Source organism: Methanosarcina sp. DH2 (genome assembly GCF_020804225.1).
Classification (GTDB): domain Archaea; phylum Halobacteriota; class Methanosarcinia; order Methanosarcinales; family Methanosarcinaceae; genus Methanosarcina.
Genome location: NZ_WJBI01000015.1, coordinates 92,852 through 110,623 on the forward strand (window position 1 = coordinate 92,852; position 17,772 = coordinate 110,623).

Annotated in this window: 14 protein-coding genes and 2 tRNA genes; 2 read left to right on the forward strand and 14 right to left on the reverse strand. The window is 42.3% G+C overall.

Translation table 11 applies throughout. From position 1 onward, the window contains the following. Positions 1-206 precede the first annotated feature (206 nt). Positions 207-1,910: a PGF-pre-PGF domain-containing protein gene (locus FXV91_RS15110; protein WP_229391512.1), complete on the forward strand. Its 1,704-nt coding sequence runs from the start codon at positions 207-209 to the stop codon at positions 1,908-1,910. 132 nt (positions 1,911-2,042) lie between these two features. Here FXV91_RS15110 and FXV91_RS15115 read toward each other — a convergent pair whose 3' ends face one another. Genes FXV91_RS15115 through FXV91_RS15125 form a run of 3 tightly spaced genes read right to left on the reverse strand, consistent with a single transcriptional unit; the run spans position 2,043 to position 4,848 of the window. Continuing rightward, positions 2,043-2,828, reverse strand: coding sequence for an energy-coupling factor transporter transmembrane component T (locus tag FXV91_RS15115; protein WP_229391513.1), 786 nt, complete (start codon positions 2,826-2,828; stop codon positions 2,043-2,045). A 4-nt stretch (positions 2,829-2,832) separates the two neighbouring features. Beyond that, positions 2,833-4,320, reverse strand: coding sequence for an ABC transporter ATP-binding protein (locus FXV91_RS15120; protein ID WP_229391514.1), 1,488 nt, complete (start codon positions 4,318-4,320; stop codon positions 2,833-2,835). Positions 4,321-4,323: 3 nt separating this feature from the next. After that, positions 4,324-4,848, reverse strand: coding sequence for a tryptophan transporter (locus FXV91_RS15125; protein WP_229391515.1), 525 nt, complete (start codon positions 4,846-4,848; stop codon positions 4,324-4,326). A 467-nt stretch (positions 4,849-5,315) separates the two neighbouring features. Here FXV91_RS15125 and FXV91_RS15130 point away from each other — a divergent pair, with 467 nt between their 5' ends. Further along, positions 5,316-6,227 (forward strand): hypothetical protein, encoded by a 912-nt coding sequence (locus FXV91_RS15130; protein ID WP_229391516.1) that lies wholly within the window; start codon positions 5,316-5,318, stop codon positions 6,225-6,227. A gap of 197 nt (positions 6,228-6,424) precedes the next feature. Here FXV91_RS15130 and FXV91_RS15135 read toward each other — a convergent pair. The 11 genes from FXV91_RS15135 to FXV91_RS15185 form a co-directional block, all read right to left on the reverse strand. Further along, a tRNA-Glu gene (locus FXV91_RS15135) sits at positions 6,425-6,502 on the reverse strand. 427 nt (positions 6,503-6,929) lie between these two features. After that, on the reverse strand, positions 6,930-8,045 hold the full coding sequence (gene tnpB / locus FXV91_RS15140; protein WP_229391517.1) for an IS200/IS605 family element RNA-guided endonuclease TnpB: 1,116 nt from the start codon (positions 8,043-8,045) through the stop codon (positions 6,930-6,932). A 417-nt stretch (positions 8,046-8,462) separates the two neighbouring features. Further along, a tRNA-Glu gene (locus FXV91_RS15145) sits at positions 8,463-8,540 on the reverse strand. Between the two features lie 209 nt (positions 8,541-8,749). Further along, positions 8,750-9,157 (reverse strand): Lrp/AsnC family transcriptional regulator, encoded by a 408-nt coding sequence (locus tag FXV91_RS15150; RefSeq protein WP_229391518.1) that lies wholly within the window; start codon positions 9,155-9,157, stop codon positions 8,750-8,752. A gap of 39 nt (positions 9,158-9,196) precedes the next feature. Continuing rightward, positions 9,197-9,421, reverse strand: coding sequence for an LSM domain-containing protein (locus FXV91_RS15155; RefSeq protein ID WP_048134347.1), 225 nt, complete (start codon positions 9,419-9,421; stop codon positions 9,197-9,199). A 547-nt stretch (positions 9,422-9,968) separates the two neighbouring features. Then, on the reverse strand, positions 9,969-10,370 hold the full coding sequence (locus FXV91_RS15160) for a DUF3467 domain-containing protein (RefSeq protein WP_229391519.1): 402 nt from the start codon (positions 10,368-10,370) through the stop codon (positions 9,969-9,971). Between the two features lie 178 nt (positions 10,371-10,548). Further along, entirely contained in the window at positions 10,549-13,029 is a 2,481-nt protein-coding gene (locus FXV91_RS15165; protein ID WP_229391520.1) for a DEAD/DEAH box helicase, read from the reverse strand. 788 nt (positions 13,030-13,817) lie between these two features. Then, positions 13,818-14,594, reverse strand: a complete 777-nt coding sequence (mtnP, locus tag FXV91_RS15170) for an S-methyl-5'-thioadenosine phosphorylase (protein ID WP_229391521.1) — start codon at positions 14,592-14,594, stop codon at positions 13,818-13,820. An 86-nt stretch (positions 14,595-14,680) separates the two neighbouring features. Then, positions 14,681-15,817 carry a DUF373 family protein gene (locus FXV91_RS15175; RefSeq protein WP_229391522.1) on the reverse strand — a complete coding sequence of 379 codons (1,137 nt, stop codon included), beginning with the start codon at positions 15,815-15,817 and terminating at the stop codon, positions 14,681-14,683. Between the two features lie 869 nt (positions 15,818-16,686). Further along, a complete protein-coding gene (locus tag FXV91_RS15180) occupies positions 16,687-17,049 on the reverse strand; it encodes a hypothetical protein (protein ID WP_229391523.1) in 363 nt (120 codons plus the stop codon). A 170-nt stretch (positions 17,050-17,219) separates the two neighbouring features. Continuing rightward, complete coding sequence (locus FXV91_RS15185; protein WP_229391524.1) at positions 17,220-17,771, reverse strand: TVP38/TMEM64 family protein; 552 nt, start codon at positions 17,769-17,771, stop codon at positions 17,220-17,222. Position 17,772: the final 1 nt, after the last annotated feature.

Below are 17,772 nucleotides of genomic sequence, written 5' to 3' on the forward strand. Positions count from 1 at the left end.
AGCAGACAGAGCCCTAACTAGCAGCTCTTCGCTTTTTTAAAATTGTATTATTATAATTTTTTTAGTTAGATAACTTTAATTTCATAATTTTTGTTAGAAATTACATTTCTATTAATTATATGGGTGTTTGAATATTATTTGCTACTGAAACATTGCAAATCTTCTTAATATCAGATCTTTTGGTAATGCATTTGGGGGAAGAAATTATGAAAGTATATCTGAAATTATCGTGTCTCTTGCTGGTGTTTTTCTTATTGTTTACGCCATTTAATGCCACAGCATCTGAAATAAATTCGGATGCCGCACCTGTTGGAATAAATATCGACCTTTCCGGGGCAAACCCTGCAGACTCCCTGGTTTCCGAAACCATAGGTGCAGCTGTCTACATAGAAGAAGAAATTTACAATAATGAATACGCTACGATCTCCATAACAACAAAAAACAACGGAGAAAAATCAAGTGATGGTCATATTATTGTCTCGTTTCCGAACAATGAGGAAATCTTGATCATGGAAGGAAGTGGGGACAGTGTGGAACTCTATCCGAAAGGAAGTTCAATTGAGACCAAAGACGGGACAAAAACTGGCTTATCAGAATATCCTTTTGTCGACCTGGCAAAGTCCGGGTGGGAAACCGGGAAAAATGAAACTCTCAACCTGAAGGTCAAGCCGAATAAGGGTTCCGAAGAAGTTGTATTCCTAGTCAGGGTGGCATTGAAGAATGATGCAACCGGGGATTATGAGAGGTATCCCGGAATTTCGAGTGATGTTGACCAGCAGGGCTGGTACGTTTACAAGAATTCGATTGGCGTATCCGGCTATCCAGATATGATAATCGAGGACATTTCCTGGGAACCTGCAAATCCCCGTGAAAACGAAAATGTGACATTTAAAGTTACGCTAAAGAATGTAGGGCTTGCATCATCTGGAAATTGCAATGTAAAATGCTACCTGAACGGAAATGAAATCTCTTTTTCCCCGGTTTCCGGGCTTGAAGCGGGTTCGAAAACTTCTTTTACATTTAACTGGGTTCCAACCAGTTCAGGAAGCATGGACTTGAAGGTGGTTATAGATGCAGAAAACCAGTTTTTCGAGTTTAATAAAATGAATAATGAAAAAGCAGGGATATTTACAGTGATATCTTCTACAACCTCTTCATCCTCTTCTTCAGGTTCGTCTTCCAGTTCCGGAAGTGGAGGGGCAGGTGGCTCTCCCGAATCTGCCAGCAATATTGAGATAAAAGAACTCGCCCAGCAGTTTATCAGCAATGGCAACCATGCTAAATTTGTATTCACAAAAAATGTAACCTCAATAGCATACATTGAATTCGATCCCAAAAAGACTATCGGGAAGACTACAACCATTGTCGAGACGCTTAAGGAAAAATCCACCCTTGTGACGGAACTGCCCTCAGGGAAAGTTTACGAAAACACGAATATCTGGGTCGGAAACGAAGGGACTGCAAGCTCGGAGAACATTGAAAACGCAGTTGTCGGCTTCAAAGTTGAAAAAACCTGGATTAATTCAAACGGAGTGGATTCGTCTTCTGTCAGACTCTGGAAGTTTGAGGACGAAAAATGGAGAGAACTCTCTACCACCCAGACCGGTGAAGACGGTGACTACGTCTATTATGAGGCAGATACGCCCGGGTTCTCGGCTTTTTCAATAATGGTCCTTTATCCGGGAGAAGATCCAGAAGGCACATCCTTGCCCCTGGGGGGTTCTGTCGAGGATAAGGATTTCAAGGCAGTTTCCGAAAACTCAGAAGAGAAAGAATCCGATGTTATCGATTCTGAAGTTGAAGAGAATAATCCCGGAATTTCCGGAAGCCTGAAAAAAGTATTGCTGCCAGTGGTTATGCTTGCTGCGGTAATTCTGGCTGGCTATGTGGCTTCAAGGAAGCGAATTTAAGGCTTACTTCCTATTTTTCTCTTTTTTGATTCTTTTACTTTATTTTTGGATATGATAATTTTCTTCTTTTCCGCAGTTTCGTTCGGATTTTGCAGGTTCTTCCGAGTTTCAGATGGAAAAACCAGGACGAGCTTACATAAACCCGCCAAGCACCACTCCCAGACCCATGACAGCTACGCAGCCTACAGCTGCTACGTCAGTTTTATTCCAGATAAGCTTATTTTTCTCGACGCTCTGCCTGCTTCTATATCCCCGCATGTCCATGGTAAGACCGAGCACCTGGGTCCTTCCAAGGGAGTTTGCGACCAGGGGTACGAGGATCGGTTTTACACTCATAATTTTTCCACGCATTCCTTTTCCGGGGTTGTAGCCCCTTGCTAGCTGGGCTTCGTGGATACGCTGGCCTTCTACCTGCAGGCTCGGGATAAAGCGGAGAGCTATCACGAACATGAGCACGTAGTCAACAGGGACGTGGATTGCCAGGAGGGCTTTCATGAGGTCACTTGGCTTTGTGGTGACCACCAAGAGCTGAAAGGCAAAAAGCATTGCAAAGAAACGGAGAGAAAGGACGGTCCCAAAGTCCAGGGCTCCGGTTGTAACCGGAACAAGCCTTCCGGCCGCAAGCGTACCTGCAGGGATCAGGTATCCGATAGTTTCCCCGCTTTTCAGGGTGAAGACAGTGAGCAGGATAAGAGTCAGGCTTAAAAACACAAGAAGTTTGAGCTGCCTCAGAAGTTCCTGCTGGAGCCCTGCTTTAAGGGAAGCCAGAAAAATCCCCAGGACCATCAGTCCGAGGACTGCAGAATCTGTGGTAAAGACGCTCAAGGCGATAATACCTGTAACGGCAGCAATTTTCGAAAGTGGGTTCATGCTGTGCAAAAAAGTGTCCCTATTAATGTATTGCATAATTTCTTTCATACTATTACTCCCCTTCGGCAGATTTCCCTTCGGTGCTTTTGATTTCTTTTTTGACAGAACCGAGGATTCCATTTGCCGAATCTCCAACAATTTTTCCGGATTCCATCCGAATGACCCTTTCAGCATGATCCTTTACAATCTGCATATTATGGGTCACCATTACAATAGTGTGGCCTTCCTGCTGGAGCCTTTTCATAAGCTGCATCATCCGGTCTGACTCTTCGGCGTCCAGACCTGTAGTGGGCTCGTCAAGCACTATCAGCTCGGGCCGCATTGCAATTACACAGGCAACGGCAAGTCTCTGTCTCTCTCCATGGCTAAGGTGGCGAGGAAATACTTTCTCTTTACCTTTCAGATTCACAAGTTCAAGAGAACGATCAATCGCCTCAGCTGCCTGATAGCCAGTTATCCCGATATTATTTAACCCGAAAGAGACCTCGGCTTCAACCGTATCTTCAAAAAGCATATTGTCAGGATTCTGGAAAACCAGACCCGTATGTTTCACCAGCTCGTTAATAGGCACTCTGGAGGTATCGAGCCCTTTTACGATCACGCCCCCGGAGTAAGGGCGCAGGAGCCCATTAAAATGTTTGACAAGCGTTGTCTTACCTGAGCCATTTTTCCCGAGGACTGCAACAAGTTCTCCCGAGTATATCTCAAGGTCGACATTGTCAAGAGCAGTAAATTCTCCGTAGCGCTGGGTTAGCTTTTTTACGGAAATAACAGGCTGTCCTTCTTTTTCAGGATGAGAATAGTCCTGCTTACCTTTCTCAATCTCAAGAGCAACTTCTTCAGGAAAAGTTGCAAAATCGGCAGGGCTTTTTACTGCTTTTATTTCCCCTTTCTCAAGAAGCACAACCCTGTCCCCTATTTCAAGGAAGTCCTCCACATTGTGGTCCACAATTATAATCGTCTTTCCTGCTTCTTTCAGCCTTTTCAGGACAGAAAATACCCTTCGTACTGCCTGTGTATCAAGTTCAGCGGTAGCTTCGTCAAGGATAATGACTTCCGTATCCAGGGCAAGGGTTGCAGCAAGGGCAGCTTTCTGCTTTTGTCCTCCGGACAGAGTGTGAGGAGCCCTGTGCTTCAGATGGCTGAGTTCACAGAACTCCATTGCCTCTTCAAGCCTGCGTACAGTCTCTTTTTCCGGGTGACCACGGTTCTCAAGTCCAGAACGGATTTCTTCTTCAACAGTTGTAAAAATCAGCTGGGATTCCGCATCGTCAAAAACCATCCCTGTATACCGGCTCAACTCCTTCATGCCGTCAAAGTCCTTTATATCCCTGTTTTTGAAACTGAGGCTTCCTTCAATTTTGCCTCCGATTTCGTGGTGAAGGATACCTGCCATTGCAAGGGCAAGAGTGGTTTTTCCGGCTGCACTGTGCCCTGTAACAAGGAGCAATTCCCCTTTTCGGACTTCCAGATTTATGTTTTTTAAGGCAGGGTTTTCCGCTGTTCCGTAAGTATACGAGAAGTTTCTGAGTTCAATCATGTTTTACGCTTTCCCCCGGGCAAGTACCTTTGAAGCAGGGACATAGAGGATCTGGACAATGACTGCGTTAGCAATCGCGGTTAACACGACGATTGGGATTACAGCACCTGCAAAAGCCCCCATGGTCTCAAACTTTGATACGATTGTAGGAGCAACAAGAAGCATCGCAACAACTACGAAGGTTGTCCCGCTGGCAAGAGTTCCGAGCAGAGTTGAGATGGCAGGGGAGATAGAAAGCCTGCCCACAAGGATCTTATATGTAGTAAGGCAGGCTACTGCACCAACCGGCTCGCTGATGAGATTTGCAGGCGGAAAAATAGAGTGACTTAATAGGGCGCAGACTATTCCTGCTACAATTCCTATCCCTATTACCTCGGTGAATGTTGGTATAACAAGGATAATGGCAAGACAATAAAAGGCTATTACGAGATTTGAGACGATTGGTCCCGGAATAACGAGTGATAAATAGCGAACTATCGCACCGATTGCGAGTAAAATTCCAACAATAGCAATATCCTGAGATTTCATTAAAACCATCTTCCCGCATCAATTTTTAGGAGAACAATCCTGAATTTATAAATACCACATATCAATTAAATGTCATAAATCAGTTAAACACAGCAACCAGTTAAACACATCAACCAATCAAACACTAAATAAATTAAACATCATAAATCAGTTAAACATCATAAATCAATTAAACATCATAAATCAATTAAATTCGATAATTGGTTAGAGGGAATAAACCAATTCTACATTGTAGTACAACAGAGCATAATAATGTACATTAGTATATGTACTTTACGCTTTATCAACCTATTTTTACTCTATTTTCAGCGTCTGTAAGTATCTATCTATAAAGATACCCCGATTTTCGATATAGTCAAAAGGAATTTCTTACACATGTGAAGAGTTTCCGACAGGAAAATAGCTCTCATAGGAAAACTGATCATGAGACAGGACATAAGAATAACAAAGACTAGTTGGGGTGTTGCATGTCTTCGGTAGATGAACGTGAGCTCGCTGAAGTAAGGATGATTGAAGAAGGGTTTAGAAAAGCCTATGAGGGGGATGCTGAAGGGGTGGTAGATACTTTTAGCAGCCTGAGAGATTTCGCAGTACAACTAATACATCTGGACACTACTGCAGAATACGAGATTGATGCAAAAGCTCTGATAATTGCTATGGGGGATATAGGCAAAGTGACTGCCGAAAAAGGAATGGAGATTTCATCCATAGCCTCGGCTCGCGCTCTTGGGGAAGTAGCTATTGAGGCTGCGGACCAGGAAAGAGAGCTTCTTGCACTAAAAGCACTATCTGTACTAGGGAACCTTGCCCTTGAGTTTGTAAGGGAGGGCATGTACTCCGCGGCAAAAAGCGCAGCCGAGTCCCTGGGAAATTTCGGGAAAGCCTCTTCAAGGAAAGAAATGGAAGTTCTGGCAGGCCTTTCCGAGGTCTACATTATGCAGTTGTCCCTGAAAGCCATGGAAGAAAATACCTCCGAGACCTGGAATGCTGCCGTAAAACTCCTCGGAGAAATAGGAGCTTCTTCAGCTGAACAGGCAATGGAGAACTGTGCAGTCGGGGCTGCAATCCTCCTTGAAGAACTGGGCGCTGCTGCTGCAAGAAAACGAAAAGAACCTCAGTTAAAGGGTGTAATCCAGACACTTGGAAAGTTGGGGGAGTCACTTTCTCAGAAAGGCTCTAAAAGTGCACTTGTCCAGACGGTATGGGCTCTGGAAACTCTTCGGGTCCTTGCGCTGGAATATGACATGGAAGCTGCCGGAACTGCAGGGAAGCGGGAACTGGAATCTCTGAGTACAGCAGGAATTCCTGATGAAGAGCAGAACCTGGAAAAAATCCAGGAAATAAAGGAGTTTCATCAGCGTATCCTTAGAAGGAGTTAACTGCAAATAGTGCAAGTTGTAAAAAAATCATATTGAAGTTCCGGATTTTTCAAATGGACGTTAGAGTAACTTTCAGGCATAGTTTCAACTTCACAGCTCAGCCACAGACAAAATTATTTTTAAGATATAATACGATGAAAGTATCCAAAAATCTGTTTTTCACATTATAAAACATATTAGAAAAGAGAATTGGTATTTGGTGCTCCGGCCGGGATTTGAACCCGAGTCTTCGGCTCGAAAGGCCGGAATGATTGGCCGGACTACACTACCGGAGCACATTGCATCTCACAGCGAAACCAACAATATCCCTTGTAATATATAAATCTGTCCCTTCTTCATCAGCTTCTGGTTCAGTTTGTTGAGCAAACCAGCTTGTATGATCCGAAATTTCGGACAATGACTTCAATTTTTTCCCAGGTATCATATTACTGGTGGAAAAATATTTAGTCAGAAAACTCCCTTCGTGGCTCAGAAACTTAGGGAAGCGCGGCGACAGAAAGGAAGTAGCAAACCAAAATCAAGTACAGGGATATGGCAACTAAAATTGAATAACGAGAATACGGGGATCAAAATCGAATAATAAAGATACGATAACCGGTGAACTACCCCTCCCTGCCTGATGGCAAGGAAGGGGCTTCTTGCTTCATCCCTCGAACTAACCGTTCGCAAGTCCACAAGCCCATCCCCTACGTTCCGTAGGTGTCAGATAACTATAAGATTTTGATCTTGAAGAGAGAATTTTTTGATATTGATTGCAGCATTTACGTCTCTGTCGTGCGTGGTTTTACAATCAGGACATACCCATTCTCTGTCTTTCAAGGTCAGATTACCATTATAATATCCACAAATATTACATATCTTTGAAGACGGCTCAAATCTTCCGATCCTTAGTATAGTTTTTCCTAACCATTCAGCTTTATACTCTAACTTTGTTACGAAACTACTCCATCCAGCATCAGAAATGGATTGAGCCAGACAATGATTCTTTACCATGCCTTTAACATTCAGAGTTTCCAACGATATAGCTTGGTTCTCGCAGATAAGTTTAGAAGAGAGTTGATGTTGGAAATTATTTCTCTGATTGCTAATAGTTTCATTAATTTTTGAAAGATGGTGTCTTGCTTTGTTACGGTTATTGGAACCTTTAACCTTCTTACTCACTCTTTTCTGCAAACATTTCATTCTTTTTAGAGAGTTTTTCAGGTATTTGGGATTCTCAATCTTATCTCCATTTGATTGAACTGCAAAATCTTTGATGCCTACATCAATGCCTATTGTAGTTGATTCTGAAAAATTCTGCTTATCAGGTATATCTTTTTCATTATCTACAAGGATACTAATATAATATTTTCCTGTACTTGATCTTGAAATTGTTGCAGTTTTCATAGCACCTTCAAACTTTCTATGAAGTACTGCTTCGACTTCGCCTATTTTTGGAAGCTTAATTACCTGCTTTTCGAAATCTACAGAGTAATGTTGAGGCATCTGATAAGACTGTACTGGATTTTTCTTAGATTTGAAATTGGGGAATCCAGATTTTTCTCTAAAGAATTTCGTAAATGCGGATTCTACATTTACTAAAGATGCAAGCAGCGCCTGCGAATTAGCTTCTTTCAACCATTCGTTAGAAGGTTTTACTTCGTGAACTAAAATGTGCTGTAAATCAAACCTTGATATTGATTTGCTATTTTGCTGATAAGTTTTAATTTTCTGTTCTAAAGCCCAATTATATACAAATCTACATGCACCAAAATTTACTTTTATGAATTCTTCTTGGTCTTTATCTGGGTAGATTCTGTACTTATAGGCTTTTAACATACTATAGATTATAAGTTTTAAAGAGGTATATAAGTTTTGTTAAACTTACTATAATATGAAGTTGACGGCTTTCATCCCCCACCTGTCGGCTGATGCCTCCGAGGAAGGGGACTTCCCGCCTTAAAGTTAAATGGAAGTAAAAAGGGGAAAGCAACAGGGAAGAGGAAGGTGATAGGAAAAGGATTCAACAAAAAGATGATAGAAAGTGTAACAGAGAAGGTAAAAAATTGAAAAGGGGAAAAAATATGATGAGAAGAAGTAAAGTATGATGAAGATAAAAAAACGGTAATAGAATTGATAATAGAAGAATGGAAAATAATAGTAAAGTAATAACAATAAGAGGTCTCAGAGCAATCAAAAGAACAGAGCAATCAAAAGAACAGAGCAATCAAAAGAACAGAGCAATCAAAAGAAGTTTGGTGCTCCGGCCGGGATTCGAACCCGAGTCTTCGGCTCGAAAGGCCGGAATGATTGGCCGGACTACACTACCGGAGCAGTTTGGTTATGTTTAAGTAAATTTTTTTCCCTTATTGAAGGGGGTTCTTCAATAAGGGCCTCTCATATAAATAGGTATCGGTTAAGAGAGTTTATCAGGAGATTAATTAAGGCCATTCAAGATTTTTTAAGACCTTCTTGACCTCTCAGTCCCTTTGGATTTTATGAATTTTTACTTTAACTATTCATTCTTTCTCTTAACTATTCTTTCAGATCTCTTCTTCAAATTCTTCCTCATCTTCGGCTTCAATATCCATGTCTTCTCCGGCTTCTTCAGGTTTCTCAGCTTCTTCCACCACAAGGTTTCCGATCCATTCGCTGAGTCTTCCGCAGTACTCGGGCTCGCAATCCCCGGTACAGCCAGTGCAGGATGAAAACATGTCTCTTGAGAGCAGAAGGTCATATTTCTCTTTAACCTCCTCTTTTGCTTTCAGGAGGTATGTCCTTGCTCCGTTTGAAACTCCTACCTCACGGATAATAAGGTCTTTGTCCAGAAGCTTTTTTATGATCCTGGAACACTTCCTGCTGTCGATATCCAGCTCTTTCCAGATAACGTTCTGGAAAACGCCGTCTTTATGTCTTCTTATTATATTGTATGCTTCGTCTTCAAGATCCATGCCTGTTTCCACACTAACGAGGTTCCTTCTTCAGACGTTTCAGTCTTCGACAGGAGTGATCAGTATGATGTTATTGCCCCGAAGCACTACAGAACCAAGGGAGCGGACTTTTTCCCCTCTTACGATCTCCATAGTATCAACAAGATGAAGATTCATATAGTCGTCCACACTCTTCAGAGTGCCTTCAAGCAAATTAAGGTCGCCTTTCATTTCTACCTGGATCCTTGATCCAACAATTTTCTGAACTTTTTTATTTGGGAACAAAATTAAACCCTCGCTGATTTATTCTGGATTTTCGGTCCCCCGTACTCCCGGGTTCCTTCTTCTCTAATTCCAAAGCCGGCACAGGGCAAATTGTGTCAGGGCCATATAAGCATTTACAATAAGCCTGCTGCCTTCATCAGATGCTTCCTGCCAGCAACTGAAAAACCATTCCGAATCGTCACTCCACCGGCTCTTAAGAAAACTGAAATTACATACCCTTTTCAGAGATATATAACCATCGATGTCAGAGAGTATTAGAAGATCATTGTGAGCCTTTAAATCTTAAATCAGATAAAGGTAGTTAAAACGGAGTTAAACATGCACCAGAAAGAAAGTAAGTTAAAATAGGTTAAGCGCTGCTGCCCTATTTGAGTCAGTTTTCAAGGTTTTACAGTCTTAACTCTCTAAAACTCAAACTTTCCGATCAGGTTTTCTTGAGGTATTAACCACCTGATCACTAACTCCAATAGTAACCTGACTCAACAATTATCTGAGTTCAACAATTATCTGAGTTCAACAATTATCTGAGTTCAACAATTATCTGAACTTAGATATAACCCTGAATATTAGTGCTTTCATCAACAGATTTTACGGGCTCTTTTCTGGGCATTCTTGGGATCGCTCGTGCAATAGGCCCAAAAACTGATTCGTACTCGTTTATGTGCTGAGTCAGCCAGCGGTTCAGTTCAAGAGCTGCAACCGGAGAGAGTATTACTTCGGCTTCAACGCGCCTTTCGATAACCCTTGATTCTGAGGCGTCCCCGAACATCTTCGGAGTATCATTGTAAAAACCAATCCTGAAATCGTAAGGGCTGTGCCCGCCTGCAGCTCCTATTGCATATATCTGCCGGAAGTCTTCAGGCTTTACAAACTCTATTGTGATACTCTTTTTCCCTTTTTTGGAAGCTGCGCTTTCAATATTTTCCCTGGATTCAACGTCTTCGGCCATAAAAATTACCTCTGTGCTTTGATCTCGTGAGAACCCCGGTATCCGGGCTCTGGTTTTTACCAGTTATCCATAAACTGGCAGGTTATTCCTTGCAAGCTATTTTTCCCGGTATAAACAGGAATATTTACCTCTTCATCACTTATAAATCACTGGTCTGCTAAAACTTTTGTAAATTATCTCAACCCTGGACTTTCTTCTTGAGCTTCTTTGCTTCTTCTGCAACTTCCTTTTTCGAATGGACTCTTGCGATCAGCTCGACAGCATCAAGATTGCGCACTGCACCGTCCAGATACCCGAAAACATCGCCCTGGTATGCTGAAATGCCATACTTATCCTCAAGCCTCTTAATTATCTGTGAAGGATCCATGCCTTCCATACGCAGCCGGATAATCTTCTCCGAAAACTTTTGTTCTGCACAGCCGCAGTAAGGTGAGTCTCTGCACGTGCAGGTTAAAAAATCCGAGGCAAAGCTCAGCATAAGTTCCCTTATTTTTATATCAAGGTGTGATAGAGACTCTCCGTCAAAGACAATATCAAGGGCTGCTCCCTGAAAAACCCTTGAAGGCATATTCACGTGTAGAGAGCTTCCGATCTGGTTTGCATACTTGAAGTATGCAGCATCGAAAAATTCCAGGTTAGTTACAATTTTCAGGGAACTGTTTTCCGCAAGCACAGCATCTCGAATCAGGAAAGCTTTGGACACCGGAAGAAAATGGGCTGCAATAATTTTCCCAAAGCGGGTAAGTGCTACTTTATTTCCCTTTTTCTCAAGGAATCTGTAGTTCTGGAGACGGGAAACCTGTTTATCCAGGTCAAAGCCTCCGAACATAAGGGCATGTATATTCCTTAAATCCTGGATCGAAGAAGTGACAGCAACTGATGCAAGAACCTCTTCAAGCTGTTCGGCTTCCCCATATTCTACTCCTGCAGAAAGCATCTCCCCCTGCAGCAACTTGATTGCAACCTCCTCTTCAGTATCGGATTGTGCGCTTGAATATGATTTCCCTGGCACGGGCATGAGCACGACAATGCCCCTATCGTGATAATCAGGTCTGCCTGCCCTTCCGCTCATCTGCATAAATTCCTGGACCGAAATCCAGTCTATACCCATTGCAAGTGATTCGAATATAACCTGAGAGGCTGGAAAGTCCACTCCAGCTGCAAGGGCAGCAGTAGTCACGATTACCGGAAGCTCTCCTTTTGCAAAAAGGGTTTCTACTTTTTTTCGTTCATACTGTGAAAGCCCTGCATGGTAAGGGGAAGCCTGGATTGAAAGAGCTCCTGCAAGCTTATGGCAATTTCTCCTTGAATTCGTAAAGACTATTGTCTGCCCCCTGTGATTTTTCGAAGAGAACATCGAATACTCTTCTTTTGCAAGCTGGGAAATCAGGTTTGCCTTCTCATTTTCCTGGCAGAAAAGGAGATGCCTGTCTATTGGAACCGGTCTGTGTTCATATCGGACAAGCCGGGCTTCGAGTTTCTTTGCATAGGCTGCAGGGTTTACAACGGTTGCGGAGAGATAGATGAACTGGGCTTCAGGCGCAATATAGCGAAGCCTTCCTATAAGCCCGTCAAGCCTGTGACCCCTTTCCTGGTCTTCGAGCATATGGACTTCATCTATAACAACAGTTCCTATCTTGCCAAGAAAATCGGCATTCCCTGAGCGGAGCATGTGGTCTACGCCTTCATAGGTCCCTACAATGATATCTGCATTCGGGCTTGTGTGCATTTTCATGCGCTGAGAGGTCTTTATGAGAATTGCGCCAATCTTAATGGAGGTTGTAAGCCCGAGTTTTGAATAGCGTTCCGTGAACTGGTCATATTTCTGGTTTGCAAGAGCTACAAGAGGGACCAGGTAGAGCATTTTCCCTTTTTTTTCCAGCAGGTTCTGAACCCCTGCCATCTCCCCAATCAGAGTTTTTCCGGTTGCGGTTGCAGAAACCACAAACTGGTTTTTTCCTTCAAGAAGCCCGGCTTCTACAGACAACGCCTGCACGGGAAGCAGGGTTTCGGATTTCTGAAGAAGCATTTCTTTGAACTTTTTTGCAAGGGGGAGGTTCTTTATCCTGACCGTGGCTTCGGAGGGTTTTGTCCTGATAGTGTCATAACGTGTGAATTCGGGGTCCAGCCTCTCAGGGCTTAACATACGGATTGTCCTGTCAAGGTCTCTTGTTTTGGAGAGAACCTGCTCAAAGAAATCAACGGACCTTTCCCCATACTGTACGCCAGCGGAACGGATTGCTCGCAGGAGTTCTTCTTTTGCACAGTCTGCACAGATAAGCTCATCGTGGTACTTGATCGACTTGCTGTTTACAAAATTAAAACGCTTATTAATCCAGCAGTGTTTGCAAATTTTCACCTTATCTGCATTGAGCTGAAACCCTTTAAGCATTTCAAGAAAAGCCTCTTCATTTGCAGGGTCCCCTCTTTCTGCCAGCATGATCCTATTTGCACTGCGCAAAAGCTCTATGAACTGCTGGGGAGGAATAAATTCTTCATTTTTTTTGCCGGCAAGAAGCCTGATTTTGTGAGGGCGCGGACCTTTGTAACTGTCCTTTATATGGAGCTCGGCCACGGAAAGAGGCTGCTTCATCCGGTCCTTTATTGTCATTACTATAATTTTTGATTTTTCAGCGTAACTGAGGACCCAGAGCGTCATTGTTTATCCTGATATGTGAATAATATAAGTAAGCTTCCTTTCGAAGTTTGAAAAACGATGGTATTCTATCATCTTGACGACATCTCCGCCTTGAAGACGCCTCTGTCTTGATGTCTTAATACTGCAGCATTGCCTGTGAAAATTAAGATGTGAATGTAAATTTAAAAGGAAATACGCAATGATTTTCAGTAACTCTTCTAAAACGGACAGGTTTTCCAGGAGACAAAACCTGATTTTCCTGGTAGTTAATGCTTTCCTGAGCACTTCTTCAGGGTATCTCCATAGTATCTACGTATATAGGATCTATTGTATTTATATTTTATCACTTGATTATTATATAATAATCGTACTTGTCTGTTTCTGGCAACAAATGTTCTGATTTTTCAGAACGTGAACTACTCCTCCCTGTCGCTTACGCTCCGAGGAAGGAGCTTCTTGTTTCATTCCCTGCACTGTTCATGAGTCCACAAGCTCAACCCTGTGTTCCACAGATAGAATCCTCTGTTGAGAGCAGACAGGTTCATCTGACCAGGGGATTAAGCTGGATAAAGAGAAATGGTTAAACAGAGAAGTTAAATTGAGCAGTATGCAGGTTGAATAAAGAAGTCAGGCTGAAGAGAAAGTTTGAGATTTCAGTTTATACCGATATTTTCAGTTGATACAGTTCAGTTTATACCGATATTTCCAGTTGATACAGTTCAGTTTATACCGATATTTCCAGTTGATACCGAAATCTCAGCTGAGACTGATATTTAGCGAATACTCTCTCTATCTACTCTTTAAAAATGTTAAAGGCAGGCTCCTTCCTTTGCAAACCTGCACATGCATTTCGGGGTTTCCGGAATGTTTCCTATTGCATCCGAGAGGATTTCGAAGATTGAATCCTGAGCTTTCCCGACAACTTCTGAGACTTCATCTGCGGTTAATTTCTGCGTGGTCATCCCGCATGCCTGATTTGTAACAATGGCGAGAGAAGCGTAACATAGACTAAGTTCCTTAGCAAGGACTACTTCCGGCACACCTGTCATGCCAACAACGTCTGCAAACTGGCTCATCATGCTGATTTCAGCCCTTGTCTCAAAGCGAGGACCTTCAGTACAGGCATAAATTCCTTCTGTATAGGAAAGTCCCTGTTTTCCCAGAGCATATTTAAGAGCTGCCTTTATTTCAGGGCAATAGGGCTCAGTAACGTCAACGTGGACAGTTTTATCGTCATAAAAAGTTGAAGGCCTGCTACAGGTAAAATCAATGAAATCGTCAAGCACGACAAAACTGCCAATAGGATGCCCACGCATTGACCCGACAGAGTTTGTGGAGATTACACGTTTTGCACCCAGGGAATGAACAGCCCAGACATTTGCTCTGTAATTAACTCTATGTGGCGGGATATGGATTTCTTCGGCGTGCCTGGGGATTATTGCGACGCTTTTTCCTTTTATACTGGCAATATATGCCGTAACTCCCCCATAGGGAGTCTTTACCGGCTGGCTTTCGCATTCCCCGTATGAACTGAAACCCACACCCCCAAGCACTGCAATTTCTGCAATTTCAGATGCCTTATCCATTTTTAAGTCTCCTTTTCGGCGTTTTTAATACTGAGCTTATTGGTTTTCAACTGATTGGTTTCTCTGGTGATTGGTTTCTCTGGAGTTCATGCGATTTTTTTATTTCTCCGACCTCTCACTCGCTTCTCGTTTTCCGGAGTCTGGTTGGATAGAGAATACTTTATCCCTGCAAGGGCAATGAGGACTGCAACTGTGATAGAATATACGAAGTACTGCAGAGCAAGGGTAGGATCACTCAGAGACCCGTCAGATATGGAGGCAACTGCTAGGATATATGTGCTTGCCCCCCAGAAAAGAAGGCCTGTTGCGATCACGAATAAGGAAATAGAGACATTTCTATATATGGGTCTGCCATCCGTCTTGAGATCGAAAATCTTTCCCAGGTCTGCGAGCAGGAGGGCTGCTGCGTACCACCAGATAGAGACATTGATGAAGACCGAGATAAGTGTCAGAGTTCCGTGATACCAGACCCCTTCTGCAGAGTAGAGTTTCCATACCTCCATAGCTCCGTATACAGTGGCTACAAGACTGGTAAGCAGGGCAGCAGTATAACTGATGAAAACCATTCTCTGCTCAAGGAAAGCATCCCAGAGCTTTTCTTTCTCAAGGGCAACAATGTCGTCGAGACCGAAGCCCCTGTACAGCATGTAAAGCCCTACAGCTGCAAGAATTCCCACAACTGCCCCTTCGGGATAACGGGCAAGCAGGAAAATCGCATATATGAGAAAAGCAAGCCCCAGAGGTACAAAAAATGTCTGAGAAATCTTGGGGTCACTGAAAGCATGCTTGAGGATATAGTACGTACTTTCCAGGTTTTCACTCTGCATAACAACAATCCGTTTTACGGAGTCGATTTTCATCCTGGACTGCACAATAGGGACAAGAGTCTCATCTTCTGCCCCATCCGAAACAAAGACAGCTCTCTGCACGTCGTTCATCTGGAGATAAAGCTCAAGCTGTTCGGCGATCTTCTGGTCTGAGATCACTCCGACATTCTTGTCTCCTGCAAAAGAAACTATCTCCGCGTCAACTCCTTTTGCCCGAAGCTCATCAAGGATCCGGATCCCTCCAAAAATGGTATTTGTGTCCGAATCCTCAGGGTCAGCAATCCCGAGTGCAACTGCTGCCTGAACGTTTGCCTCCCTTCCTACAATGGGAGTTCCCATTTTTGCTTTTTCACCGAGGTCGTTATCCCTGTCTATGCATATAACTAAGGTCTGCATGTCTCCTCTATTATTTTTATGGAGTTGTCCTGTCCCGGAGAGCGAATCTTTGCTGAATACGATATTGATTCAGCTTTTATATGATCCTTGACGGAGTTTTCAATAAACTCATTTAATTAGTTAAGTTGCCTTACTCTTTACAAGCATACTATTTTAATTTATACTTTATAAGCCTGTAGCGTCATAAAATCTATTTAAAAACCATTTTTCGTCATGACAGGTTTTAAGCGTCAGCATGGAACATACTGAAAATTGCAAAAACGACAATTAATGTCAGTCATTTAGGTATAAAATTGTTTTGGATGTAAGGTGTAAGCAGATATTAAAAAACGATAGTTTTTGATTGATTGATTGATTGATTGATTGATTGATTGATTGATTGATTGATCTATTCAGGAATCCAGGAGGAAATTTTTCAGATTTTACTCCCTGAACCGTAAGGGACTGTAGCCAGCCTGTCAGCCAGATAAGTATTTTCCTTAACCCTAAACAGTTTTTTAATTAAGGCAGATATAAGAGATTCCGCTAGCTTTTCTAACGGTCTGGAAAAAAAGCAGAAAAATACAAAAACAAATAAAAACGACACCATATAGCTAATATTGTGTAAGGGTCAAAATTAAGGATTCATGATTTCGATGCCATGATTTTGAGCTGTCGTTATTTTCTTAGTGCTCTAAAATATCAACCAGGTAACAGGGGATGACCAAAAACCAATGGATAAAATAAGGATATTTAAAAGAAAAAATAAAAGCAGATGAGATAGCCGATGAGAAGACAGACGTCTTCTCTTTCATCATTTTATATTTTCTTCTCTGGCTTGATGGGATTGTTGTGCTGAAGAGACTGTTTTGGATTTTACTTGGTTTTACTTAATACTTGTTCCCCTGGGTACAGATAAAATCAACAACTTCGCCTTCGATGATCGTAACAGTCATTGTTGCTGTATCGACCATAGTATGGTCTTTTTCAGAAATAAGATCAAACTTGTAGACGAACTGCCAGCATGAAGAGCAGTTGAGATTTGTGCTCTCAACAAGAACCGGTTCTGTCAGATTATAGGTTTTATAAGAGCCAAGGTCTCTTACATAATTCCCGGCTATCTGCTGGCTTTCTTCTTTTAAGGATTCATTCAATCCACCGCTATTTCTGTCATTGCTCTCGGTACAGCCGGATACGGCAGAAAAAATACAGAAAAATATCAGAGTAAGGAAGAAGATAAACCGGATTTTCACAGAAATTCGTCCTTTTCTTCGGGCTTGCTTTTAAAAGAAGTACAAAATGAAAGTATTTAAGAATTGCTTGAGTTAAGAATTGCTTGAAGTTTGTTCCCGTTTTTAACCTTCCAGGCGTTTATCGGTTTATACCTGTGAAATAAAAGGAGTTTTAAAAAATAAAAGGAATTTCAAAGCTTCAGGATCAATGTTGTTGAGATTATATAAAATGCATTAAGTACGGATTCTCCTAAAAAAACTCCCACCAGGCACTTGATTACAGGAATTCTAAGACTTGAGCCTATATACACGATCAGATCCGTAGGCACAAGAGGGAAAAAACTCCAGCCAACAATTACCGGGAGTTCTTTGTCTGTAATGCTATTCCTTATTTTTCGGACATATTTTCCGTATTTTGTTTCAAAATATGAGTCAAAGCCCAGGTACTTCGAAAAGTAGTATACAATGATAGAGGAACTCAATATACCTGCCATGTTTACGGCGAAAAGCTCCATAGGGTCAAAGATTAATACTCCTGCCAGAAGGAGGGGAGTTGAAGGGATCATGGTCAGCCCTCTGACTGACAGGAGCAGGAAATAAATACTCAGGGCTATGTAATGGTACTCTTCGGAGAGTTCTTCCAGGAAAAAGATATTTATTTCGTCCGGAAAGAGGAAGTATGCTGTTATCCCTCCTGTTATCAGGAGCATCCAGAAATAAAAAGCGAGCTTTTTCGGGTTCATT